Below are 20,439 nucleotides of genomic sequence, written 5' to 3' on the forward strand. Positions count from 1 at the left end.
GGGGTGCGCGACCTATGGCGGGGCTCGTGGGGCAGTCGTACGAGACATGGGATGGAGTGCGATGCGATGACGGTCGAGCCGCGTCTGTTCAGCGAGGCCGTTGAGGGTAGCGGGCCCGCAGTGCTCGAATACCGGGGGCCGCAGGGCTGGGCCGTGGTGGTTCACCGTGCCTACGAGGAGCAGCCCTTCTGCCTGCGCGGGCCCGACGGCAACCTGCTGGCCTATGAAGTCGGGCCGCGGGAGGCCGGTGTGGGGCGGCCGCGCATCTGGGAGTGCCGGGTGGGGCTGTCCGGGCCGCAGCGGTTGTGCATCGAGAGTGCCGAGGAGTGGTCGATGTCCGTCACGCCGCTGGAGCGGGACGACCAGGTCGAGGACGGTGGCTACTTCTCCCGCCGGGGTATCGGCTGCCAGCGGGTCGAGATCGTCAGGACCGACTCGGAGGCCACGGCGATCGTTGAGTTCATCAAGGTTGTCCGTCCTTCCGGCTATACGCGTCAGCGCCTTCATCTGGTCCTGGCCGACGGCCACGGCGTGGAGAGGTGGGGTGCCGGTGACACCGACCGCGTCCGATGGCTGCACCGGTGGGACATCGATGACGCCGCCCGTGCGGTGACCAGTCATGTCGAGGTTCGCGAAGCCGACAACCACGAATGGCGGCTGCGTGTGCTGCCGTTGTCCGCGGCGGAGCCCCTGGAGACTGTGGCGGCCGGTACCGGTACGGAAGTCTTCGCCTACGCGGGGCCGCCGGGGGCACTCACGCTGCGACATACGGGCGGCCTGGGTTTCGTCCGAGTGACGGGCGTCGACCTCACCCTGCTCTCCTACCCCGCCCGCCCGCTCACGGGAGGCGCCATCATCGGGAACGCCACGATGCCGACGCTGCTCCAGGTCACGGGCGACGGTGACTGGGAGCTGCGCGTCACGCCGCTCGACGAGGTGCGCACCTTCGACCGTCAGATCGGCGGCACGAGCGGCGAAGTGGTCCGCTACACGGGCCCGCCCACCACGGCAGAGGTCATCACCCGTCCGTGGAGCATGTCGCTGCGCCTGCTTGGCGTCCGCACCTTCACCGCCGGCCCCAACCCCGAGGAGCGGGAGTGGGTCCTCGCCCAGGGCGGCCCGCTGGCCCGTTTCCAGCGCCCGAGACTGGAGCTGCGCCCCGGCATGCTGGCGGCGATCGAGGGCTACAGCGCCCCCGGCTGGCGGATCCGCGCCAAGACCAAGAAGAAATCTCGTCTGGCGCGTTGGACAGCTGCCCTCATTTCCTCAGGCCCTTGAGCCCGTCGTAGGCGGACATCACGACCTCCAATCCCCGCATGTCGTCCGCGGGTTCGCGCATCTGATTCGTCACATACGCGACCGTCATACGGGCATCGGGCTCGACCATCACCATCGAGCCGCCCCAGCCGCCCCACCCGTAGGTGCTGCCGAACAGCCCGTAGCCCAGGCCGTAGCGCACCGGCATGCCCAGGGTGCGGTCCGCGCCGTGGAACTGCTCCTCCCACGCGCGGTCACAGCCCGCCTTCGAGAGCAGCCGCACCCCGCGCACGGTTCCTCCGCAGGCCATCACCGACTGCACGAGGGCGACCGAACGGGCGTTGCCGAATCCGCTCGCTGCGGGGATCTGCGCACGGCGCCACGCCACGCTGTTCCCGTCGCGGACCCGGATCGCCCCGGCCGCGGCGGTGGGAGCCGCGCGGCCGGGCGCACTCGCGGCGTAGTCCTCGTCCCGGGACGGCGGCGGGACCGTGAGCGCCACCCGGTCGTCGTACTCGGCGGACAGCCCGATGTGGAAGTCCGCGCCCAGCGGTCCGGCCACCTCCTCGGCGAAGAACTCGCCCAAGCTCCGGCCGGTGATACGGCGTACGACCTCGCCCACCAGGAATCCCTGGGTGAGTGAGTGGTATCCGGCCGCGCTGCCCGGTTCCCACCGCGGAGCCTGCGCGGCCAGCCGTGCCGTGGCGGACGGCCAGTCGTAGAGATCCTCGGCCGACATCGGCTCGTCCCAGTCGGGCAGGCCCGCGGTGTGCGCGAGCAGATGCCGTACCAGTACGCCCTCCTTGCCCGCCGCGGCGAACTCCGGCCAGTACCGGGCGACCGGCGCGGTCAGGTCGAGTTCGCCCCGGTCGGCCAGGACCAGCGCGCACAGCGCCGTCATCGTCTTGGTGACGGACCATACGTTGGTGAGGGTGTCCCGCTGCCAGGGGACCGTATGGTCCGCGTCGGCGAAACCGCCCCAGATGTCCACCACCGGCTCACCGTCCACGAAGACCGCCACCGAGGCGCCCACGTCTCCGTCGTCCAGCAACGCGGCCAGCGCACTGGGCACCGCGGTGAACAGGTCGTCGTACGAGCCCTGAATGTCAGCCATGCAGGGTATCCAGTCACCCCGGGCCCGCCGAGGGCAACCGAATTCCTGGCAGCCAGGAGCTATCGCACGAGCTTCAGGACCGGAAGGCGGCCCTCTGTTCCGCCCACGTAGTGGCCGCCGCCGGGCTGGTAGAACTGGTCCGGTGGTGGCCAGACGTGGAAGCCGTCCCGTACCCGCATGATTTTCATCTGGGTGGTTCCGGCCGGGTGTTCCTCGGCCGGGTAGCGCGGGTGGAGCCAGAGGCGGCGATTCTCGTCGGCCCACATGCCCCAGGGGAGCGTGTAGGCGACCTGCCCTTCCCGCATGTCCGAGATGGTCGGGGCCTGCATGTCCTCGGGCAGCGTCGCACCCTCGAACAGGGCTAGGGCGCCCCACTCAGGTCCCCCCTCGACCTGTGCCAGGTTGACAAATCCCCGGTCGAGACGTGGTCGGCCGGTTCCGCATAGCGCGACGATGAGGTTGCCCACGCCGTCCAGGACCCACTGCTTGGGGGTTTGTCGGGTACGGGCGGCGCGCATCTCGGCGCTCACGTACTTGTACAGGTCGGCTGCCGACACGTAGCCGTCGGCGTCCACGTCGGCCGCCCCGGTGTCGAGCCCCTGGACCAGCAAGGAGGTGAACACCGACATCGGGCTGCCCGCGCTGCCTGCGGTGTCCCCACCCGGGACGATCTCGAAGGCCAGTTGCATTTCGTCGGTGGCGCTGATGACGACCGTACCGCTGCCCTCGAAGGTACCGGCGAAGCCGATCCCCGCGCCCGCGCCCGAGCCGGCGCCTGGTCCTGGGCCGCCCTTCGCGCCCGGTCGGAAGGCGCCGCTGAAGCAGCAGTCGAGCAGCAGGATCTTCCGGTCGGCCCGGCAGCGCCGGAGCTGCCTGCTGACGAACTCCGCCGACACGGCGTAGGACTCCACGAGGCCCGGCTCTCTTACGGTGTCCGTGCCGGCGAAGTAGAGCAGTTCGTCGTAGTCCTTGATGCCGTGGCAGGAGAAGTAGACGAGCAGGTCGTCGTCACGTTCCGCTTCGTTGAAGAAGCTCTGCAGCGCCCGCTGGATCGAGGGGGCCGGATGGTCCACGACCTGGGTCACCTCGTAGCCGCCGATCGCGGGATCCCCCAGCACTCGGCCCAGCTCCTCGGCGTCCCGGACGGGAGCGTCCAGCGGATTCCACCGCGTGTCCTCGTAGTGCGCGGTGGCGATGAGGAGGGCCCTACGCCGCCCCATCGTCGGCGTCCTCCTCGGTCACCTCGACCGTTCTCTCCAGGAACCGGTCGATCAGCTGTTGCTGCTGCTGTCCCGAAAGCCCCGTCAACTCCAGGCTGTCCTCGCCGAGTACGAGACTGGCGCTGCGGCCTGAGGCCCGTTCGGACCAGGCCTGGACGACGGCGACCACGGCGTTGATGACGTGCGGAGTGAGGGTGACCAGCAGCGTGCCCACCAGGACGAGGTCGCCCGCCTTGCTGCCGGGCGGGGCACCACCGCCGGCGGCCGGCACCACCTTCTCGACCCGCTGCCGAAGCAGCATCTCGCGCAACTGCCGGGTGGCGTCTGCCAGTTCCCTCTCATCGGATCCTGGGCCCGTGTCGGCGACGATGCGAACCTCAGCGATTCTCATGGCGAACATCTTGGCCGAAAGGTACCGCCGGCGAGAAGAGCGCGCCCGGGTGGTTCGCCGTTCACGGCCCGTGCATCTCTTCGCGCATCCGAGGGCGGTACCGCAGCGCAGTCACTACCTTGGGGCCATGGAGACGGACGATGTGTGGCTGCGCTACCCGGAGGACCTCGCACCGAACAGTGTGTCCCGGCGGGAGGGCCGCTGTACTTGGCATGGCGACCGCGCAAATCCCTGTGCGGAAGCCCCCGTTGTAGTCGTCCGGGATCGTGCCGGGTGCAAGTGGGCCGCGTGCTCGCGAGCGGCGCGTGCCGTCGCCGCCGACCGTGGAGTTCCCCTTCCGGCCTACTTGGGCGAGTAGGGCGGGTCACCGAGCAATCCACAGGGGGGGCCGCGTGCATAGGTATCCGCTCTCCGTGAAGAGCATCACGCTGGCGTCCTCCGGTGCGAGGTACCTGGCGTCCGCGTAGGGCTCTCCGGATGAGGCCACCGGCGTGGGGGTAGGCAACCGTGGGGACGGTTGGACGAGGCACGGAATCGGCTGGAACCCTCGCGCGTTGAGGGGAGTGGGCATGGGGTGCCGGTGGTGTGCGAGCCGAGTAGCCCGAGTGATCGAGCTGACAGATATTGGAGGGCCGCAATGGCTGGGCAGACGCAGAGGGCCGTGCTGGCGGGCGGATGCTTCTGGGGCATGGAGGAGCTGATCCGCCGGCTCCCGGGCGTGACGGCGACCCGGGTCGGATACACCGGGGGTGACGTGCCGAACGCGACGTACCGTAACCACGGCACGCACGCGGAGGCCATTGAGATCCTTTTCGACCCCGAGAAGACCGACTTCCGCGCGCTCCTGGAGTTCTTCTTCCAGATCCACGACCCGAGCACCAAGAACCGCCAGGGCAACGACATCGGCCTCAGCTACCGCTCGGCGATCTACTACGTGGACGACGAGCAGAAGCGGATCGCCGAGGACACGATCGCGGATGTGGACGCCTCCGGACTGTGGCCCGGCAAGGTCGTCACCGAGGTGGAGCCGGTCGGCCCCTTCTGGGAGGCCGAGCCCGAGCACCAGGACTACCTGCAGCGTTACCCGAACGGCTACACCTGCCACTTCCCGCGCCCGGGCTGGCGACTGCCCGCCCGCACGGAGGGCTGACCAAGCGGCGGCCCGGCGGGGAGGTCGAAGGCCGACAGGCCGACCTCCGCAGCCGGGCCGTGCCTGCACTCGCGGGGCTGGAGTGCCCCACTGCTGAAGCCGTACGCCTCAGCCGTCGGTCGTGGCGACGCCGAAGGAGCAGGAGACGCCCGTCCCGGTGGGCCTGTGCTGCCATGCAACCCAACCCGAGTGCGACGGGCCGGTCCAAGCATCACCAGATCAGCGATCGAGAGGGCCTTCGCCTGAACCGGCCGCCGAGGTCTTCGTTATCGGCGAGTCCTGTCCGCCCATGTCGAGCCGGAACGGCGGGTACTCATCGGTCATCAATGCGGCGTAGGCAGTCACCCGCGCGACCCAGCGGGCCAGGCCGAGCAGGAAGTCGAAGAGGTGGACCGGGTAGCGGGCGGTGGCCGCCAGGATGACCACGGCCACCAAGGAGAGGAAGGGAATCAGGCCGCCACGCCAGCTGTCCTCTTCCCAGCCCCAGCCGCCGACGAAAATCCCCACGACGATGTACTGCGGGATCGCCAGCAGCCACCACTTCACCAGGACCAGGCCGCGGGAGAGACGCTCGGGATAGGCGATGTGGAAATGCGCCGGATAGTCGGGCACGTCCGCGAGCGTGAACGGCGGGTACCTGTCGGTGCCGAGCGCCGTGTGGGCGTAATAGCTGACACGCCAGTTCCAGCGCAGTACGCCGGCATTGAAGTCGAAGAGGGATCGAGGGTACCGGCCGGTGGACAGGATGGCGAAGAACGCGACGATGGTCACCAGCACGAAGGCCAGCCACAAGAAACACAGCACGATGTAGTGCGGGATGGCGAGGAGCCATTTCACCAGCCACAGCCATCTGGACAGCCGAGGATCGAGCGATGCCTCAAGACGCACAGATGACACGGTGACAGGGACCATGGGGCGCAACTCCTTTCGAGCGTCCAGTGGACTCAGGCTCACATGCGCGGCGGAAGCTCGCGACTGGAGGCCACCGACTTGAAGCGGTGGACCCGAAACAGGCCCCGTGCAGGAACCGGCTTCACCGACGGCTCATCACCGGCCGTTGGACCACGAAGCGCGCACCTGGGTGATTTCCGTTATGCGCTGACTGCGGAGAGTGGCGGCTGAGGCTAGCGTGGCGCCGACCGTTGTGTGATCACTGGTCCGGTCTGTGCTGGTCGTTGCCACGGAGCGGGCTGCCATGGCCGAAAAGAGCTGCCTATGTACTTCATTTCCCGCCGCACTCGCCTCCGCGGGACCGTAGCGGTGTGCGGGCTTCCGGCGTTGCTCGCCGCTTCCGTGGCGGTCAGCGGTGCCGCTGACGCCGAGCCGGGTTCCCCCGAGGACGGTCTGTCCCGCGCCGGTGCGGTCATCACGTTCACGACCGCCAAGGTCGGCGCCCCCGGTAATCCTTCGGTGGGCGTCGTCCCGTTCAAGGACGCCCTGTACCGCTCGTGCGCCGACGCCCCCTCACCGGGGAAGTGTCTGATGGCCGGAGGCGTGCGCTATCGCTACGAGATCGGGCAGCTCGAAGTCACCGTCGGACAGTGGGTGGCGTTCCTGAACACGGTCGATCCCGAGGGAGGCAACCGCCTCGGCCTCTATCACGAGACCGAGAGCTCATCGGCGTGGCCGAAGTACGGCCAGATCAACCGTTCCCCCGGTGCCGCCAGGGGCAGGCACTACTCGGTGGCCTCTCCGGAGTGGGCGGACAAGCCGTACGGCTTCGCCAACTTCCTGAGGGCGGCACGCTTCGTCAACTCGCTCTACAACGGCGGGCTGATCTCCAAGCGGTCCGGCACCTCCGGCAGCTTCAACTACGTCACCTACCGGGTCAGACTGTCGGCGCGGACCGAGCGCGGGATGTACGACCTCACCCGGCGGAACGCGACCCGAGCACATCATTCCGGCTTCGTCGTGCCGAGCCAGGACGAGTGGATCAAGGCGGCCTACTACGACCCGCGCGGCGGCGGCACCTACTCCTACTGGAAGTACCCGACCAACCCGGGAACCTTCGGCGACGGCGACGCGAGCGCCCCCCGTCCCACGATCCTCAACCCCACCACCGGCGATGTCACCAACGCGGCGACTCAGCCACTGGCCTCCTACCACGCCGACGGCCTGCCGGCACCAAGCTGGTGTCCCAAGGAGGTACAGCCTGCCGCCTGCTCCACGGTCAACCCGTTCGGCTTGGATCCCCTCGCCTACGCCGCCCTCTACCAAGGCAGCCTGAGCACGGTCGGCCAGGCGAGGACCACCTCGCCGTGGGGCACTCGCGACCAGGGCGGCAATGCGGTCGAGTGGACCGACACGATCACACCGCCCCCGGCCGGACTCGGCTCGGGGCGGGTCTGGCGGCGGTTGCACGGCGGGATCTCCAACGCGCCCGCCTACCAGATGTGGCCCTCGGCGGTAGGACTGCAACCGCAGGACAACGTGTTCTACAACCACACCTATCCGTGGCTGGGCATCCGACTCGGGGTGATCGGCAACCTGAAGCCCGGCAAGTCCTGAGTCGGGACAACGCCAGGGCAAGCCCTCCCGCCTTTGCGTGGGAGGTGTCCCCGTCTCTTGAGGGCGGCGGGTGTCGCGCGCTCGGTCAGTCGTCCATTGCCTCCGACGCCGGAGCGATGCCCGTCGGGCAGGACGCCCCCCAGTTCGTCTCGAACGGGTCACCCAACTTGACGCCCGTCCCGGCGGGCCTGTGCTGCCATGTCACCCCACCGCTCCAAGGGCGACAGAGTCCGTCATGAGCCGTCCCACAGTCCCAGCCGACGTAGGCGGCGCTGCCGGGCTCTCTCGTGCAACGCCGTCAGGCCGACGATCCCGCCGAGCAGGACGCCCCCGACCGGCGCGATGACGAAGTCCGACGGCTGCACTCCTGGCAGCAGCAGGAAGTAGGCGGCCCAAACCGTTCCCACGACAAGCGTCAGGAGCACCGGATGCCGGGCCGCGAATTTCTGTGCACGTGTGGGCGGGCGCTCACCGCCCAGGAAGCGGTCCACGGCCCAGAAGACGCGCACGAGTCTTCGCCCTACCTCCGACATGGCGAGAGCGTATCGCGCGCCGATCAGTCCTCGACCGGCACGATGCCCGTCGGGCAGGACGCCCCCCGGTCCGTCTCGAACGGGTCACCCAGCTTGACGCCCGTCCCACCCAGCCCGCAATACCCGCCCGGGTTCTTGCTGTCCGAAAGATACTGCTGGTGATACCCCTCCGCCGGATAGAACGTCCGTCCCTCTGCCGGAAGGATCTCCGTGGTGATCGTGCCGTAGCCCGCCCCCGTCAGGACCTTCTGGTAGGCCTCGCGGGAGGTGTCCGCGGTGGTCGCCTGGGCCGGGGTGTGGGTGTAGATCGCCGAGCGGTACTGGGTGCCGACGTCGTTGCCCTGGCGGAAGCCCTGTGTCGGGTTGTGGGACTCCCAGAACGTCTTCAGGAGGCTCTCGTACGAGATCACCTCGGGGTCGTAGACCACGCGGACCGCCTCCGTGTGGCCGGTCAGGCCCGAGCAGACCTCCTCGTACACGGGGTGCTCGGTGTGGCCGCCCTGGTAGCCGACCAGGGTCGTCCACACGCCCGCCGGGAGCTGCCAGAACTTGCGCTCGGCGCCCCAGAAGCAGCCCAGACCGAAGTCGGCGATCTCCAGGCCCTCGGGGTAGGGGCCGAGGAGGGGGTTGCCGAGGACGGTGTGGCGGTCGGGGACCGCGTACGGGAGTGCGGGCCGCCCCTTGAGCGCCTGCTCGGGGGTGGGCAGCTGCGGGAGCGGGGTGCGGGCGAAGAACATGGGGTTCTCCCTTGGTCCGGTGGTCCTTGGTCCGGTGGTCGGCTTCTCCGTGCTGGGCGGCACCCGGGGCAACACCTTCGGTGGCGCCCCGCATTCCGTCGCGAAGAACAGCTCAGGCCGCCCCCTCCGCCCCCTCCGACGCCACCGCCCGTGCCGTCAGGTTCCGGATGCGGCAGTACCGCGCCGCCATCCCGTCCCCGTGATAACGCCACGGCAGCGCGTTCACATAACCGTCGACGAGCTTGAACTGCTCCAGCGCCGCCTCGTCCCGGTCCTGGAGCGACAGGTAGAACGCCAGCAGATGTCGCAGCTCCGGCAGCCGCGGATGCGCCGGGTCGGCCGCCGCCGCGTCGGCGAGGCCCGCGTCCACGCGGGCCACCATCGTGGGTGTGCGGTCGGCGGTGTTGTCGTCCGACTCGTCGTGCTCGTAGTGGGCGATGAGTGGGAGGACCGTGAGCAGGCCGCCCAGCGGTGCCGCGGCCGCAGCCCGCTCGGCGAACTCGGTGGCGAGCTGCTCGGAGCCGCGCCACTTCTTGCACCAGTACTGCAGCGCAGAGAAGTGGGCCTCGTAGTGGTGCGGGGCGCGGTTGGTGATCTCCGACCACAGCTTGTCCATCTCGGAGTGCGGATAGCCGAGCCCGAGCGCGACCCAGATCTCCGTGATGTACGGGGTGGGGTCGTCGGGGTTGAGCGCGGCCGCCTTGGCTATCTCCTCGCGGGACTGCTGGAGCATCCGGTGGAAGCCCGCGAACTGCTCGTTCGTCGTGTACTTGGCCCGCTTGCCGCCCCGGATGTCCCAGGCGAGGATCACCGTGCTGCGGGCGCGGACCACGGCGGCGTCCGGGTCGTCGGGCCGGTCGCCCTCCCAGGCGAGCAGCCAGCCGTCCTCCTTGGCCGCGATCTCGGCGAGCAGATACGCGGCCGCGGAACGGCGTTCCCAGTCCCGGCCGATGCCCGCCATCAGGTCGGCGGCCGCCTTCCAGTCCCCGCCGCGCACGGCACCGAGCGCCGCCTCCCAGCCGGCGGGCAGCGGGCCTGCGTACTCCGTGTTCTGTCGTTCGGCGGGCAGCAGCCCGAGCTTCTCGGCGGCGGCCGCACCGGCGCCGTCGTCGGTGTCGCCGCTGGGGGAGAAGAACTCCTTCAGGAACACCCCGCCCAGCCACACGACGATGATCAGTGTGGGCACGGCCAGGATGCCCAGGATCCACAGCAGTACGGTCATCGGGGGGCGTCCGTTTCTCGGGGGGAGCGGGGAGCGGGGGGAAGCAGGGCGCGCAGCGGCGCGGTGTCGGGGTGGTCGGCGAGCGCGGCGTCCACGGCGGCGGCGACCACGGCGTCGATGTCTCCCTCGGCCTCGGTCGCCGCGTCGGCCCGCGCCGGCAGGATGCGGGCGGTGGCCGCCTGCTCCCAGGAGAACTCCCAGCGCACCAGGGACCGGGTGTTGAACTCCGCCATCAGCATGCTCTGCAGCGACTGCGTCAGGGTCGGCCGGACGAACTCGCGGAAGGCGCGGCCCTTCGCCTCGGCCGCCTGGTCCGACAGTGGCAGCCGCCGCGCCAGCTGCCACAACTGGCCGTTGTCGATGAGTGTGAGCAGGGCCGGCAGGGTCGGGCGGTCCTTGGTGTACAGGGCCAGCGCCCGGTGCAGCGGCGTGTTGAGCGAGGTGAGGGCCTCGGCCATCGCGTCGTCGAGCAGTTCCTGCCAGCCGGAGCTGCGCCGAAACCGTCGTATCTCCTCCGAAAGGACCGCGTCCTCCAGGGCCGTGAGAGTGTGCTCCGGGTCGGACAGGAGGGCGATGGCCGCGCCACGCGCCTCGTCCGCGCGCCCGTCGGCGGGCAGCGCCTCGACGCGGCGGACGCGGTCGGCGATCGGCGGATGGGAGTTGTACGGCGATACGGACTCGGTGGGCAACTCGCTGCGCAGTCCCGCCAGTTCGAGCTGGCGGGCGGTCAGCATCCGGCCGAAGCCGCCGAACACCTCGCCGCGCGGGGGCAAGAGCTCGGTGTCGTAGCCCAGGTTGGCGTAGCTGCTCAGGTAGAACCCGAACGCGCCGTCCAGCACCGGGATCTCGCGCAGCGCGGACGCGGTCGCCTCGCGTCCGGCGATCCGGGCGGCAGCGGCGTCGGCGGCGAACTCCTGGCGGCGGGAGACGGAGAGCGTCGCGCGGAAGTACAGCTTGGCGTAAGCCGTGTAGATCCAGGCCATCGCGCGGTAGGTGATGCCTGCGCGGCCCGTGTCGATCTCCTGGCTCTCCTTGCCCTTGGCCTCGGCCCTGGCGTTCTTCTTCTCCTGCCGGGCCCGCTCACGCTCCGCGCTCAGGCCCGCCCGCTCTTCGAAGTGCCCTATGGTGCGCAGCACTTGGGCCCGGCCGCGCACGGTGAGGGCGGCGAGGCGGGTGTCGGAGTTGGAGTAGTGGCCGAGCTCGTGGGCGAGGACCGCGCGCAACTGGGCCTCGGTCAGGCCCTGCATGAGAGGTACGCCGAGGTAGAGCCGGCGCTTTCCGGGCAGCAGGCCGAGCAGGCGGGCGTCCTCGGCCACGGCGGCGTTGACGTCGGCCGCCAGGACGATGCGGGACGGGGCGCGCGTGCCGACCCGGTCGGCCAACTCGCGTACCGTGCGCCACAGTTCCGGCTCGTCGGCCTCGGTGACGGGCAGCCCAGGGGGCTCCTCGCCCTTCGGCGTGCGCAGCATGAACAGGCCGCGGACCAGCGGGATCGCCAGCAGTACGGAGACGAGGAGCAGCTTCAGCGCGATACTCGCCGGGGCGTGCAGCAGGACCAGGAAGTCGGCGCCGGCGAGTACCGCCAGCAGCAGGACGCCGAGCAGATAGAAGCCGGCGAGCAGTACGAGAGCGCGCAGCGCGCGCAGGGTCGAGCCCATCGGGCCGGGATCCCCCCACGGGAAACGGGAACGGTCGGAACAGCGAAACGGAACTGCAAAACGGAACAGCGAACAGCACAGGGGACTGCGAAGGGGACAGCGGGAACAGCTGAGGGGCACTCGGTCGCGAGGCGGGGTCGTGACCGGTGGTCGTGGGGGGAAACGGAGTATCGCCTACCCGAACCGAGACAGGCAAGGCATGCTCATGGCGCCCCCTCCCGCACCCCCGCAAACGCTTGCTTCAGCGCAGCAGCGTCGCCGGGTTCCCCCCGTTCGCCTCGTACCCCGCCACCGCCAGCGCCCGGTACACCGCGAACTCCGCCGCCGGGTCGGCGGACAGGGTCCAGGGCAGGGCGCCCACATGGCCGTCGACGTGTATCAGCTGGTTCATGGCCTCCGCCCAGCGCTCGGCGCGGACCAGGAAGAAGACGAGCAGGTGGCGGACGTGCGCCAGCATCGGGTCGTCGGGGCGGGCCGCGTGCACCGCGAAGAGCGCGCCGTGGATCGCCTTGGTCACGACCGCGCTCTGGTAGAAGCCGCTGACCAGGTTGACCTCGGGCAGGTGCTCGAAGACCGCGAACAGCGGCATGGCCGCCAGCAGCGAGCCCTGCGGGGCCCGGGCCGCGGCCGCCTCCGCGAAGGAGTTCGCCAGCTCGCGCGAACCGTGCCACTTCTCGCACCAGTAGTGGAGCGCCGCGAGGTGCGCGCCCATGTGCGCCGGGGCACGGTCCAGGATCTTCAGCCACAGCTGCTCGAACTCCGGTTGGCTGTACGCCAGTCCGCGCGCCACCGACAACTCGACGATGTACGGGATCGGGTCACCGGGAGCGAGCAGCGCCGCCTCCCCGCACGCCGTCCGCGCCTCCTCCATGATGATCCGGAACTCGTCGGTCCCGGGCGTCGACGTGCGCCACGCCTGCTGCACCAAGAACTCCGCGTGTACGGCCGCACCGCCCGCGTCCTTGGGCGCCTCGGCCCGCCACACCCGCAGCCACTGGCTGCCCGGCGTCTCGCTGACCCCGCCCGGCCGCTGCCGCAGTTCCAGGGAAGCGGCGCCCGCGAAGGCCTGTACACGCTGCCAGCGCCGCTCGCCCGCCGCCTCCGTGCCGGCCAGGAGCTGCGCGGCCGCCCGGTAGTCCTGGGTGCGCTGCACCAGGTCGAGGACGTCCAGCAGGTCCTGGTCGGCGCCGGGCATACGGATGTCCAGCTCCTCCTGCCGCACGAAGCCGTAGGCCGCCGGGTCCGCGGCGTCCGGGTGGCCGGGGTGCACCTGCTCGATCATGCCGCGCCTGCGCCGCAGATACGGAAGCAGCACGAAGCCGAGCAGGACCAGCGCCATCAGGACCCAGAGAATCTCCATGCCTCAAGCGAACCAGACGGGTCCGACAATTGGCCAACCCGCTCCCCGGCCTGTGGATAACCCGCCCGTCCGGCACCTGCCGCTCTCGCGCACTACCCTCGGTACCCATGAGCGACAGGCACATCAGTCAGCACTTCGAGACCCTGGCGATCCACGCGGGCAACACCGCGGATCCCCTCACCGGCGCGGTCGTCCCGCCGATCTACCAGGTCTCGACCTACAAGCAGGACGGCGTCGGCGGTCTGCGCGGCGGTTACGAGTACAGCCGCAGCGCCAACCCCACCAGGACCGCCCTCGAAGAGAACCTCGCCGCCCTGGAGGGCGGCCGCCGCGGCCTCGCGTTCGCGTCCGGACTGGCGGCCGAGGACTGCCTGTTGCGTACGCTGCTCAGCCCCGGCGACCACGTGGTCATCCCCAACGACGCGTACGGCGGCACGTTCCGCCTCTTCGCGAAGGTCGTCTCCCGCTGGGGGGTGGAGTGGTCGGTCGCCGACACCAGCGATCCCGCCGCCGTGCGGGCCGCCATCACCCCCAAGACCAAGGTGGTATGGGTGGAGACTCCCTCCAACCCGCTCCTCGGTATCACCGACATCGCCGCCGTCGCCCAGATCGCCCGTGACGCGGGCGCGCGGCTCGTCGTCGACAACACCTTCGCCACGCCCTACCTCCAGCAGCCGCTGTCCCTGGGCGCGGACGTCGTGGTGCACTCCCTGACCAAGTACATGGGCGGCCACTCGGACGTCGTCGGCGGCGCGCTGATCGTCGGCGACCCGGAACTGGGCGAGGAACTGGCGTACCACCAGAACGCGATGGGCGCCGTCGCCGGTCCCTTCGACTCGTGGCTGGTGCTGCGCGGCGCCAAGACGCTGTCGGTGCGCATGGACCGGCACAGCGAGAACGCCACCAAGGTCGCCGACATGCTGACCCGGCACGCGCGCGTGACGCGTGTGCTGTACCCGGGTCTGCCGGAGCACCCCGGCCACGAGGTCGCCGCCAAGCAGATGAAGGCGTTCGGCGGCATGGTCTCCTTCCAGGTCGAGGGCGGCGAGGAGGCGGCCGTCGAGGTCTGCAACCGCGCCAAGGTGTTCACGCTCGGCGAGTCCCTGGGCGGCGTCGAGTCGCTGATCGAGCACCCGGGCCGGATGACCCACGCGTCCGTGGCCGGTTCGGCCCTGGAGGTCCCGGCCGACCTCGTGCGCCTCTCGGTGGGCATCGAGAACGTGGAGGACCTCCTGGAGGACCTTCAGCAGGCCCTCGGCAGCTAGGGCTACCTCACCAGCCGGTCAGGGGTGGAGTCGTCTCCGACGGCGGTTCCACCCACGGTTGGGTCGTCAGCGCCCACACCGTGAACGCCAGCGCCGCGGCGCACAGCACCAGCCACATCAGACGGCGGGCCGCCGTCCTGCGGCGGAGCATCCGGCTGCCACGCCGTACGGCCTCCCCGTAGAGCTCGGGCGGCACCGGCGGCGGCGTCTGCTCCATCAGCCGCCGTACGGCCGCCTCGGCGTCGGGCCGGCTCATGACGGCGCCACCTTCGCCACCGGCACCGCAGGGGCCGGACCCCGCGGCGGGTGCAACAGGATGGTCGTCGCCCGGTCGCAGATCGCCTGGACGCGCTCCGCGGGCAGGCCGAGCAGGGCCGCCGTCTGTTCCTCGGCGACACCCTCGTACAGCCTCAGGACCAGGATCAGTCGCTCCTGCGGGCTGAGCCGGGCCAGCGGGCTGGCGGGGTGGGGGCGGGCCCGGCCGAGGCCGCCGTACTGGTGCCAGGCCCCGTGTGCGAAGCGGGTGGCCAGGTACTGGCGGGCGAGGTCGTAGGGGTCCTCCCCGCGCAGCCGGTCCCAACACGCGTACGTGTGCGCGAGGGCGAGTGTCAGCAGGCGTCGCGCGCGCGGGTTGTCGTCCGGGGCCTCCGCGGTGAGCAGCGTGGCGGTGTGCAGCAGCCGGCCAGCCGCGCCCGCGACGAACGCCTGGAACTCCCGGGCCCGGCGGGCGCCTTGGGACGCATGCCGTTCTCGCACCGCGCCTCCCGCCTGAGAGTGACCGTGAGCGATGAGGGGCCCCGGCCCAGGCGCGTGGCCGCCTGCGACGAGGACCCGGTCTCATAGGAGGCCAGGGGCGGCCTTTCGGTCAAGAGTCAGGCAGCACGCGCGCGTAGACGTACGCGAGCCGAAGGCCGCTTGCGAGGGCGGTACCTGGCTCAGGAGGACGTCGGGGGCTCCGCGCCCGGCAGCCCCTGGGCGGCCATTCGTGAGGAGAGCGCGCTGTTGAAGCGCGTGAGGAGCGTGCAGAACGCCTCGCGCTCCTCCGGCGCCCAGTCGTGTGTCAGCTCGGCCATCAACTGACGCCGCGACGAGCGCACTTCCTCCAGCCGTGACTGCCCGCGCGGGGACAACTGGAGTACCACCGCCCGCCCGTCCTCGGGGTGCGAGGTGCGCTTGACGAGCCCGGTGTCGACGAGCGGAGCCACCTGCCGGGTGACCGTCGAGGAGTCGATTCCCATGCTCGCGGCGAGCGCCTTGACGCCCATCGGGCCCTCTTTGTCGAGGCGGTTGAGCAGCAGATACGCGGCGCGGTCCATGGAGTTGCGCACCTGTCCGACTCCGCCGAGCCGGGTCTGTTCGGCACGACGGGCGAACACCGCCACCTCGTGCTGCAGCGTGTCGAGAAGACCGGTGTCACCGACGATCGTCATGTCCATCGACATTTCAGGTGTTGTGGGCATGGCCGGAGGCTCACTTCATGAAGGGGTGCTGGATGTGGGGGACAGGGTACGCGGCCGGGAGGCGGGCCGTACCGGCGCTGCGCAAACCGGTCTCGGAGGTTGGTCACAGCGGGAGCCCGCGCTTGTGAACTGCGAGACTTGAGTCATGAGCTATGGCACGGCTGACCTCTCGCGACCCGTCACCCTCGACGACGTACGCGGCGCCCAGAAGATGCTCATCGGTGTCGCGCGCGTGACCGCGATGGAGGGCAGCAGGTACCTGTCCCAGCTGGTCGGCGCGCCGGTGCACCTCAAGTGCGAGAACCTCCAGCGGACCGGGTCGTTCAAGCTGCGCGGCGCGTACATCCGTATCGCCGGACTGCTGCCCGAGGAGCGCGCGGCCGGTGTCGTCGCCGCGAGCGCGGGCAACCACGCCCAGGGCGTTGCCCTTGCCTCCGCGCTGCTGGGCGTGCGTTCCACGGTGTTCATGCCCAAGGGCGCCCCGCTGCCGAAGATCAGCGCCACCAAGGACTACGGCGCCGAAGTGCGCCTGTACGGGCAGGTGGTCGACGAGACGCTGGCCGCGGCGCAGGAGTACGCGGAGCGGACGGGCGCGGTGTTCATCCACCCCTTCGACCACCCCGACGTCATCGCCGGTCAGGGCACGGTCGGCCTGGAGATCCTGGAGCAGTGCCCCGAGGTGCGCACCATCGTTCTCGGGATCGGCGGCGGCGGTCTCGCGGCCGGGGTCGCGGTCGCGGTGAAGGCGCTCAGGCCGGACGTGCGGATCGTGGGCGTACAGGCGGCGGGTGCGGCCGCATACCCGCCCTCGCTGGCGGCCGGGCGCCCGGTGGCGATCGAGAACCCGACGACGATGGCCGACGGCATGAAGGTCGGGCGGCCCGGCGATGTGCCGTTCGAAATCGTTGGCAAGCTGGTCGACGAGGTGCGTACGGTGTCGGAGGACGAGCTGTCCGCTGCCCTGCTGCTGTGCCTGGAGCGGGCCAAACTGGTCGTCGAGCCGGCCGGTGCGAGCCCGGTCGCGGCGCTGCTGAGCGATCCGGACGCCTTCGAGGGACCGGTCGTGGCGGTGCTGTCCGGCGGCAACGTCGACCCGGTGCTGATGGAGCGCGTCCTGCGGCACGGCATGGCCGCACAGGGCCGATACCTGGCCGTACGTCTCAGGCTGACGGACCGACCGGGTGCCCTCGCGACGCTCCTGGGGGTGTTGTCAGTGGTCGACGCTAACGTCCTCGATGTGAGCCACGTACGGACCGATCCCCGGCTCGGACTCACGGAGGCGGAGGTCGAGCTGCACCTGGAGACGAAGGGTCCGGTGCACTGCGCCGAGGTCGGCCAGGCCCTGCGCGACGCGGGGTACACGGTCATCGACTGAGGTCGGGGGCGTTCGGTTCACCCGTTCGAGTAATTCTCTTGAGAGACGCGATACATCGCGTTATGGTGTGTCTCGCGTCACCCGCCCAGCGGGAGTATGCGCACAATCCTAGGTTTTTCGAAGATTCCCGACGACGTGGAGACTGATATGCCAGGCGCCATCTATGCCGAAGGCCTGGTGAAGACCTTCGGCGACGTAAGGGCTCTGGACGGCGTCGACCTGGATGTCCCGGAGGGCACGGTTCTGGGCCTGCTCGGGCCGAACGGCGCGGGCAAGACCACCACCGTCCGCTGCCTCACCACCCTGCTGCGCCCCGACAGCGGCAGGCTGGTCGTCGCCGGCCTCGATGTGCTCAAGCACCCCAACGAGGTGCGGCGGTCGATAGGCCTGTCCGGGCAGTTCGCCGCGGTCGACGAGTACCTGACCGGACGCGAGAACCTCCAGATGGTCGGCCAGCTCTACCAGATGAAGGCCCTGGCCGCCAGGGCCCGTGCCGTGGAGCTGCTCGACCAGTTCGGCCTTACGGACGCCGCCGACCGCACCGCGAAGACCTACTCCGGAGGCATGCGCCGCCGCCTCGACCTGGCCGCCGCGCTGGTCGTCCGCCCACCCGTGATGTTCATGGACGAACCGACGACCGGCCTCGACCCGCGCAACCGCCAACTCCTGTGGGAGGTCATCAAGCAGCTGGTCTCCGGCGGCACGACGCTGCTGCTGACCACCCAGTACCTCGAAGAGGCCGACCACCTCGCGCACGACATCGCGGTCGTCGACCATGGCCGGGTCATCGCCCGCGGCACCTCCGACCAGCTCAAGGCCCGCACCGGCGGAGAGCGCGTCGAGGTCGTCGTGCACGAGCGCGAGCACATGGCGCCCGCCGGGGAGGTGCTGCGCGGCTTCGGCAAGGGCGAGCTCACCGTCGAGGACCACACCCGCAAGCTCACCGTGCCCGTCACCGGCGGCGCGAAGCTCCTCGCCGAGGTGATCCGGGAGCTGGACACCCGCGGCATCGAGATCGACGACATCGGCCTGCGCCGCCCCACCCTCGACGACGTCTTCCTGTCCCTCACGGGCCATGTGGCCGAGGTGCGGGACGAGAGCAACGGCGCGACGAACGCGGACGCCGAGCGCCGCAAGCCCAAGAAGGAGGAGGCCAAGTGAGCGCCATCACCGACACCGCGCCCATCTCGGCGCCCTCGAACCCGATCAGCCAGTCCGTCCGGGACTCACTGGTCGTCGCGAAGCGCAACTTGATTCGCATGTCCAGGATCCCCGAGATGATCATTTTCGGGCTGATCCAGCCAATTATGTTCGTCGTGCTGTTCAGCTATGTGTTCGGCGGCTCGATGAACATCGGCGGGACCACGGAGTCCTCCGTCTATCGCGAGTTCCTGATGGCGGGCATCTTCGCGCAGACCGTCACCTTCGCCACCGCCGGCGCCGGTGCGGGCATCGCGGACGACATGCACAAGGGCCTCATCGACCGCTTCCGCTCCCTGCCTATGGCACGCGGGGCGGTGCTCACCGGGCGCACGCTCGCCGACCTGGTGCAGACCGCCCTCACCCTGCTGGTCCTCGCGATAGTCGCCCTCCTGGTCGGCTGGCGCACCCACACCAGCATCGGCGAGGTGCTCGGCGCCTTCGGCCTGCTGCTGCTCGCCGGGTACGCGTTCACCTGGATCGGCGCACTGATCGGCCTGTCCGTCCGCACTCCCGAGGCGGCGACCTCCGGCGGACTGATCTGGCTCTTCCCGGTCACGTTCATCTCGAACGCGTTCGTGGACTCCAGCAGGATGACCCCCTGGCTGCAGCACGTGGCCGACTGGAACCCGTTCAGCGCCACGGTGCAGGCCTGTCGCGAGCTGTTCGGCAACCCCGGCGTCTCGCAGTCGGACGCCTGGCCCATGCAGCACCCGGTCTGGGCCTCGCTGATCTACTCGGTCCTGATCGTCCTCATATTCCGTACGCTGGCGGTGCGGAAGTACCGCTCGGCGACGGCGTGAGGGCCTGAAGGCATGACGAAACCCCCGGCGTCGGTGAGACGCCGGGGGTCCGCCAAGGACGAGTAGGCCGAAAGGGCGGTCGGGATCAGCCGCTGTACGGCACGGCCTTGAGGATCGTCACCGAGGCCTTCTTGCCGTTGGGCAGCTCGTACTCGGCGTCCTCGCCGACCTTGTGGCCCATCACGCCGGAGCCGAGCGGGGACTGCGGCGAGTAGGTCTCGATGTCGGAGCTCGCGTACTCGCGCGAGGCGAGCAGGAACGTCGTCGTGTCGTCCTCGTCACCGTCGAAGGCGATCGTCACGACCATGCCGGGCGCCACCGCGCCGTCCGCCGATGCCGGCGCCTCGCCGACCTTGGCCTTCTCCAGGAGCTGGGTCAGCTGGCGGATGCGGAGCTCCTGCTTGCCCTGCTCCTCCTTGGCCGCGTGGTACCCGCCGTTCTCGCGCAGGTCGCCCTCCTCGCGAGCGGCCGCGATCTTCACGGTGATCTCGGCGCGCGCGGGACCAGACAGGTACTCCAGCTCGTCCTTGAGCTTGGTGTACGCCTCCTGCGTGAGCCAGGTGACGTCTTCGCTGGTCTGGGTCACAGGTGCTCCTCGTAGGTACTGGGAATACAAAGCATCGCCCTACCCAGAAGAATGTTCCTCCATGGATGGGCGAAACCACGAGCCTAACAATTCCACGGCTGAAGGGGGAGGACATAAGCCGTCAGAAATACGTATGCACTGGTCAGCACCTACGTATCGAGGGTGGGGTCAGTCGGCGTGACAGCCGAGGAGCTCGGCCGTGGTCCCCTGCGCCGTGGTCCGGAGCGTGACGACCTTGTCGATACGGGTGGCGGACCCGTCGAAGTGGAAGTCCGCCCGGCCGACCTCGGCACCGTTCTCGGCCTGGGACCGCACGGTGCAGTAGCCGCTGGCGCCGGCGTCCTTGCGGACCTCCAGATGCACCTTGACCGAGTCCGCGGAGGCGTCGAAGGTGATCACCTCGGCGCTGATCTTGGTCTGGAAGACATAGTGGTAGCCGAAGAAGCCGACCAGGGCGAGCACTGCCGCCGCGAGGACGGCTCCGACGACCTTGAGCGTGCGGTCGGCGCGCTCGTCCGAGGAGCGCCCGTAGCGGCCCTCGGGCAGCCGCGTGCTCGCCGTACTCATGATCGTCCTCTCGGCATGACCGGCCCCGGAATT

Annotated in this window: 21 protein-coding genes; 7 read left to right on the forward strand and 14 right to left on the reverse strand. The window is 70.0% G+C overall.

Going from position 1 to position 20,439, the window contains the following annotated elements; genetic code table 11:
• Positions 1 to 66 precede the first annotated feature (66 nt).
• A complete protein-coding gene (locus AC5DRG_RS33775; RefSeq protein WP_491803302.1) occupies positions 67 to 1,278 on the forward strand; it encodes a hypothetical protein in 1,212 nt (403 codons plus the stop codon).
• Here the strand turns inward: AC5DRG_RS33775 and AC5DRG_RS33780 are convergent.
• The 3 genes from AC5DRG_RS33780 to AC5DRG_RS33790 are packed head-to-tail and all read right to left on the reverse strand — an operon-like array spanning position 1,259 to position 3,982.
• A complete protein-coding gene (locus AC5DRG_RS33780; RefSeq protein WP_491803303.1) occupies positions 1,259 to 2,371 on the reverse strand; it encodes a serine hydrolase domain-containing protein in 1,113 nt (370 codons plus the stop codon). The two genes, AC5DRG_RS33775 and AC5DRG_RS33780, sit on opposite strands and share 20 nt — an antisense overlap.
• Positions 2,372 to 2,430: 59 nt before the next feature.
• Positions 2,431 to 3,591 carry a caspase family protein gene (locus tag AC5DRG_RS33785; protein ID WP_491803304.1) on the reverse strand — a complete coding sequence of 387 codons (1,161 nt, stop codon included), beginning with the start codon at positions 3,589 to 3,591 and terminating at the stop codon, positions 2,431 to 2,433.
• Complete coding sequence (locus AC5DRG_RS33790) at positions 3,578 to 3,982, reverse strand: hypothetical protein (protein WP_491803305.1); 405 nt, start codon at positions 3,980 to 3,982, stop codon at positions 3,578 to 3,580. Before AC5DRG_RS33790 ends, AC5DRG_RS33785 begins: the two co-directional genes overlap by 14 nt.
• 637 nt (positions 3,983 to 4,619) lie before the next feature.
• On the opposite strand from AC5DRG_RS33790, the gene msrA (AC5DRG_RS33795) reads away from it, so the two are divergent.
• Positions 4,620 to 5,132 carry a peptide-methionine (S)-S-oxide reductase MsrA gene (msrA, locus tag AC5DRG_RS33795; protein ID WP_491803306.1) on the forward strand — a complete coding sequence of 171 codons (513 nt, stop codon included), beginning with the start codon at positions 4,620 to 4,622 and terminating at the stop codon, positions 5,130 to 5,132.
• A gap of 219 nt (positions 5,133 to 5,351) precedes the next feature.
• Here msrA (AC5DRG_RS33795) and AC5DRG_RS33800 read toward each other — a convergent pair whose 3' ends face one another.
• Positions 5,352 to 6,044 carry a DUF4389 domain-containing protein gene (locus tag AC5DRG_RS33800; protein ID WP_491803307.1) on the reverse strand — a complete coding sequence of 231 codons (693 nt, stop codon included), beginning with the start codon at positions 6,042 to 6,044 and terminating at the stop codon, positions 5,352 to 5,354.
• A 303-nt stretch (positions 6,045 to 6,347) separates the two neighbouring features.
• Here AC5DRG_RS33800 and AC5DRG_RS33805 point away from each other — a divergent pair, with 303 nt between their 5' ends.
• Complete coding sequence (locus tag AC5DRG_RS33805; RefSeq protein ID WP_491803308.1) at positions 6,348 to 7,640, forward strand: hypothetical protein; 1,293 nt, start codon at positions 6,348 to 6,350, stop codon at positions 7,638 to 7,640.
• 233 nt (positions 7,641 to 7,873) lie between these two features.
• Here AC5DRG_RS33805 and AC5DRG_RS33810 read toward each other — a convergent pair whose 3' ends face one another.
• The 5 genes from AC5DRG_RS33810 to AC5DRG_RS33830 all read right to left on the reverse strand — a co-directional run bounded on the left by AC5DRG_RS33810 (position 7,874) and on the right by AC5DRG_RS33830 (position 13,150).
• On the reverse strand, positions 7,874 to 8,173 hold the full coding sequence (locus AC5DRG_RS33810) for a hypothetical protein (protein ID WP_491803309.1): 300 nt from the start codon (positions 8,171 to 8,173) through the stop codon (positions 7,874 to 7,876).
• A gap of 23 nt (positions 8,174 to 8,196) precedes the next feature.
• Positions 8,197 to 8,910, reverse strand: coding sequence for a peptide-methionine (S)-S-oxide reductase MsrA (gene msrA, locus AC5DRG_RS33815; protein ID WP_491803310.1), 714 nt, complete (start codon positions 8,908 to 8,910; stop codon positions 8,197 to 8,199).
• Positions 8,911 to 9,022: 112 nt separating this feature from the next.
• On the reverse strand, positions 9,023 to 10,132 hold the full coding sequence (locus AC5DRG_RS33820) for a hypothetical protein (RefSeq protein WP_491803312.1): 1,110 nt from the start codon (positions 10,130 to 10,132) through the stop codon (positions 9,023 to 9,025).
• Entirely contained in the window at positions 10,129 to 11,790 is a 1,662-nt protein-coding gene (locus AC5DRG_RS33825; RefSeq protein ID WP_491803313.1) for a M48 family metalloprotease, read from the reverse strand. The genes AC5DRG_RS33820 and AC5DRG_RS33825 overlap by 4 nt, the downstream gene beginning before the upstream one ends.
• Before the next feature lie 241 nt (positions 11,791 to 12,031).
• Positions 12,032 to 13,150, reverse strand: coding sequence for a hypothetical protein (locus AC5DRG_RS33830; protein WP_491803314.1), 1,119 nt, complete (start codon positions 13,148 to 13,150; stop codon positions 12,032 to 12,034).
• A 107-nt stretch (positions 13,151 to 13,257) separates the two neighbouring features.
• Here AC5DRG_RS33830 and AC5DRG_RS33835 point away from each other — a divergent pair, with 107 nt between their 5' ends.
• Positions 13,258 to 14,415 carry a cystathionine gamma-synthase gene (locus AC5DRG_RS33835; RefSeq protein ID WP_491803315.1) on the forward strand — a complete coding sequence of 386 codons (1,158 nt, stop codon included), beginning with the start codon at positions 13,258 to 13,260 and terminating at the stop codon, positions 14,413 to 14,415.
• 7 nt (positions 14,416 to 14,422) lie between these two features.
• Here AC5DRG_RS33835 and AC5DRG_RS33840 read toward each other — a convergent pair whose 3' ends face one another.
• From AC5DRG_RS33840 to AC5DRG_RS33850, 3 genes are all read right to left on the reverse strand, one after another.
• A complete protein-coding gene (locus tag AC5DRG_RS33840; RefSeq protein WP_491803316.1) occupies positions 14,423 to 14,671 on the reverse strand; it encodes a hypothetical protein in 249 nt (82 codons plus the stop codon).
• Positions 14,668 to 15,171 (reverse strand): sigma factor-like helix-turn-helix DNA-binding protein, encoded by a 504-nt coding sequence (locus tag AC5DRG_RS33845; RefSeq protein ID WP_491803317.1) that lies wholly within the window; start codon positions 15,169 to 15,171, stop codon positions 14,668 to 14,670. The genes AC5DRG_RS33840 and AC5DRG_RS33845 overlap by 4 nt, the downstream gene beginning before the upstream one ends.
• 179 nt (positions 15,172 to 15,350) lie before the next feature.
• Complete coding sequence (locus AC5DRG_RS33850; RefSeq protein WP_491813236.1) at positions 15,351 to 15,857, reverse strand: MarR family winged helix-turn-helix transcriptional regulator; 507 nt, start codon at positions 15,855 to 15,857, stop codon at positions 15,351 to 15,353.
• Positions 15,858 to 16,020: 163 nt separating this feature from the next.
• Here AC5DRG_RS33850 and ilvA point away from each other — a divergent pair, with 163 nt between their 5' ends.
• From ilvA to AC5DRG_RS33865, 3 genes are all read left to right on the forward strand, one after another.
• Positions 16,021 to 17,250 carry a threonine ammonia-lyase gene (gene ilvA / locus AC5DRG_RS33855; RefSeq protein ID WP_491803318.1) on the forward strand — a complete coding sequence of 410 codons (1,230 nt, stop codon included), beginning with the start codon at positions 16,021 to 16,023 and terminating at the stop codon, positions 17,248 to 17,250.
• Between the two features lie 147 nt (positions 17,251 to 17,397).
• A complete protein-coding gene (locus AC5DRG_RS33860) occupies positions 17,398 to 18,411 on the forward strand; it encodes an ATP-binding cassette domain-containing protein (RefSeq protein WP_491803319.1) in 1,014 nt (337 codons plus the stop codon).
• A complete protein-coding gene (locus AC5DRG_RS33865; RefSeq protein ID WP_491803320.1) occupies positions 18,408 to 19,253 on the forward strand; it encodes an ABC transporter permease in 846 nt (281 codons plus the stop codon). Before AC5DRG_RS33860 ends, AC5DRG_RS33865 begins: the two co-directional genes overlap by 4 nt.
• Before the next feature lie 85 nt (positions 19,254 to 19,338).
• On the opposite strand, the gene greA is transcribed toward AC5DRG_RS33865, so the two are convergent.
• Positions 19,339 to 19,839: a transcription elongation factor GreA gene (gene greA / locus AC5DRG_RS33870; RefSeq protein WP_491803321.1), complete on the reverse strand. Its 501-nt coding sequence runs from the start codon at positions 19,837 to 19,839 to the stop codon at positions 19,339 to 19,341.
• 168 nt (positions 19,840 to 20,007) lie between these two features.
• On the reverse strand, positions 20,008 to 20,406 hold the full coding sequence (locus AC5DRG_RS33875; protein WP_491803322.1) for a DUF4307 domain-containing protein: 399 nt from the start codon (positions 20,404 to 20,406) through the stop codon (positions 20,008 to 20,010).
• Positions 20,407 to 20,439 lie beyond the last annotated feature (33 nt).

It is taken from the genome of Streptomyces sp. JLBG701 (genome assembly GCF_058544905.1).

What these genes read in the sequence shown, in the direction of transcription:
- AC5DRG_RS33790 (WP_491803305.1), bottom strand. Translation starts at nt 3,982, where the DNA reads ATGAGAATCGCTGAGGTTCGCATCGTCGCCGACACGGGCCCAGGATCC.
- AC5DRG_RS33775 (WP_491803302.1), top strand. Translation starts at nt 67, where the DNA reads ATGACGGTCGAGCCGCGTCTGTTCAGCGAGGCCGTTGAGGGTAGCGGG.
- AC5DRG_RS33835 (WP_491803315.1), top strand. Translation starts at nt 13,258, where the DNA reads ATGAGCGACAGGCACATCAGTCAGCACTTCGAGACCCTGGCGATCCAC.
- AC5DRG_RS33805 (WP_491803308.1), top strand. Translation starts at nt 6,348, where the DNA reads ATGTACTTCATTTCCCGCCGCACTCGCCTCCGCGGGACCGTAGCGGTG.
- AC5DRG_RS33810 (WP_491803309.1), bottom strand. Translation starts at nt 8,173, where the DNA reads ATGTCGGAGGTAGGGCGAAGACTCGTGCGCGTCTTCTGGGCCGTGGAC.
- AC5DRG_RS33800 (WP_491803307.1), bottom strand. Translation starts at nt 6,044, where the DNA reads ATGGTCCCTGTCACCGTGTCATCTGTGCGTCTTGAGGCATCGCTCGAT.
- AC5DRG_RS33840 (WP_491803316.1), bottom strand. Translation starts at nt 14,671, where the DNA reads ATGAGCCGGCCCGACGCCGAGGCGGCCGTACGGCGGCTGATGGAGCAG.
- AC5DRG_RS33850 (WP_491813236.1), bottom strand. Translation starts at nt 15,857, where the DNA reads ATGTCGATGGACATGACGATCGTCGGTGACACCGGTCTTCTCGACACG.
- AC5DRG_RS33830 (WP_491803314.1), bottom strand. Translation starts at nt 13,150, where the DNA reads ATGGAGATTCTCTGGGTCCTGATGGCGCTGGTCCTGCTCGGCTTCGTG.
- AC5DRG_RS33825 (WP_491803313.1), bottom strand. Translation starts at nt 11,790, where the DNA reads ATGGGCTCGACCCTGCGCGCGCTGCGCGCTCTCGTACTGCTCGCCGGC.
- msrA (WP_491803310.1), bottom strand. Translation starts at nt 8,910, where the DNA reads ATGTTCTTCGCCCGCACCCCGCTCCCGCAGCTGCCCACCCCCGAGCAG.
- AC5DRG_RS33875 (WP_491803322.1), bottom strand. Translation starts at nt 20,406, where the DNA reads ATGAGTACGGCGAGCACGCGGCTGCCCGAGGGCCGCTACGGGCGCTCC.
- AC5DRG_RS33860 (WP_491803319.1), top strand. Translation starts at nt 17,398, where the DNA reads ATGCCAGGCGCCATCTATGCCGAAGGCCTGGTGAAGACCTTCGGCGAC.
- AC5DRG_RS33780 (WP_491803303.1), bottom strand. Translation starts at nt 2,371, where the DNA reads ATGGCTGACATTCAGGGCTCGTACGACGACCTGTTCACCGCGGTGCCC.
- AC5DRG_RS33820 (WP_491803312.1), bottom strand. Translation starts at nt 10,132, where the DNA reads ATGACCGTACTGCTGTGGATCCTGGGCATCCTGGCCGTGCCCACACTG.
- AC5DRG_RS33785 (WP_491803304.1), bottom strand. Translation starts at nt 3,591, where the DNA reads ATGGGGCGGCGTAGGGCCCTCCTCATCGCCACCGCGCACTACGAGGAC.
- ilvA (WP_491803318.1), top strand. Translation starts at nt 16,021, where the DNA reads ATGAGCTATGGCACGGCTGACCTCTCGCGACCCGTCACCCTCGACGAC.
- msrA (WP_491803306.1), top strand. Translation starts at nt 4,620, where the DNA reads ATGGCTGGGCAGACGCAGAGGGCCGTGCTGGCGGGCGGATGCTTCTGG.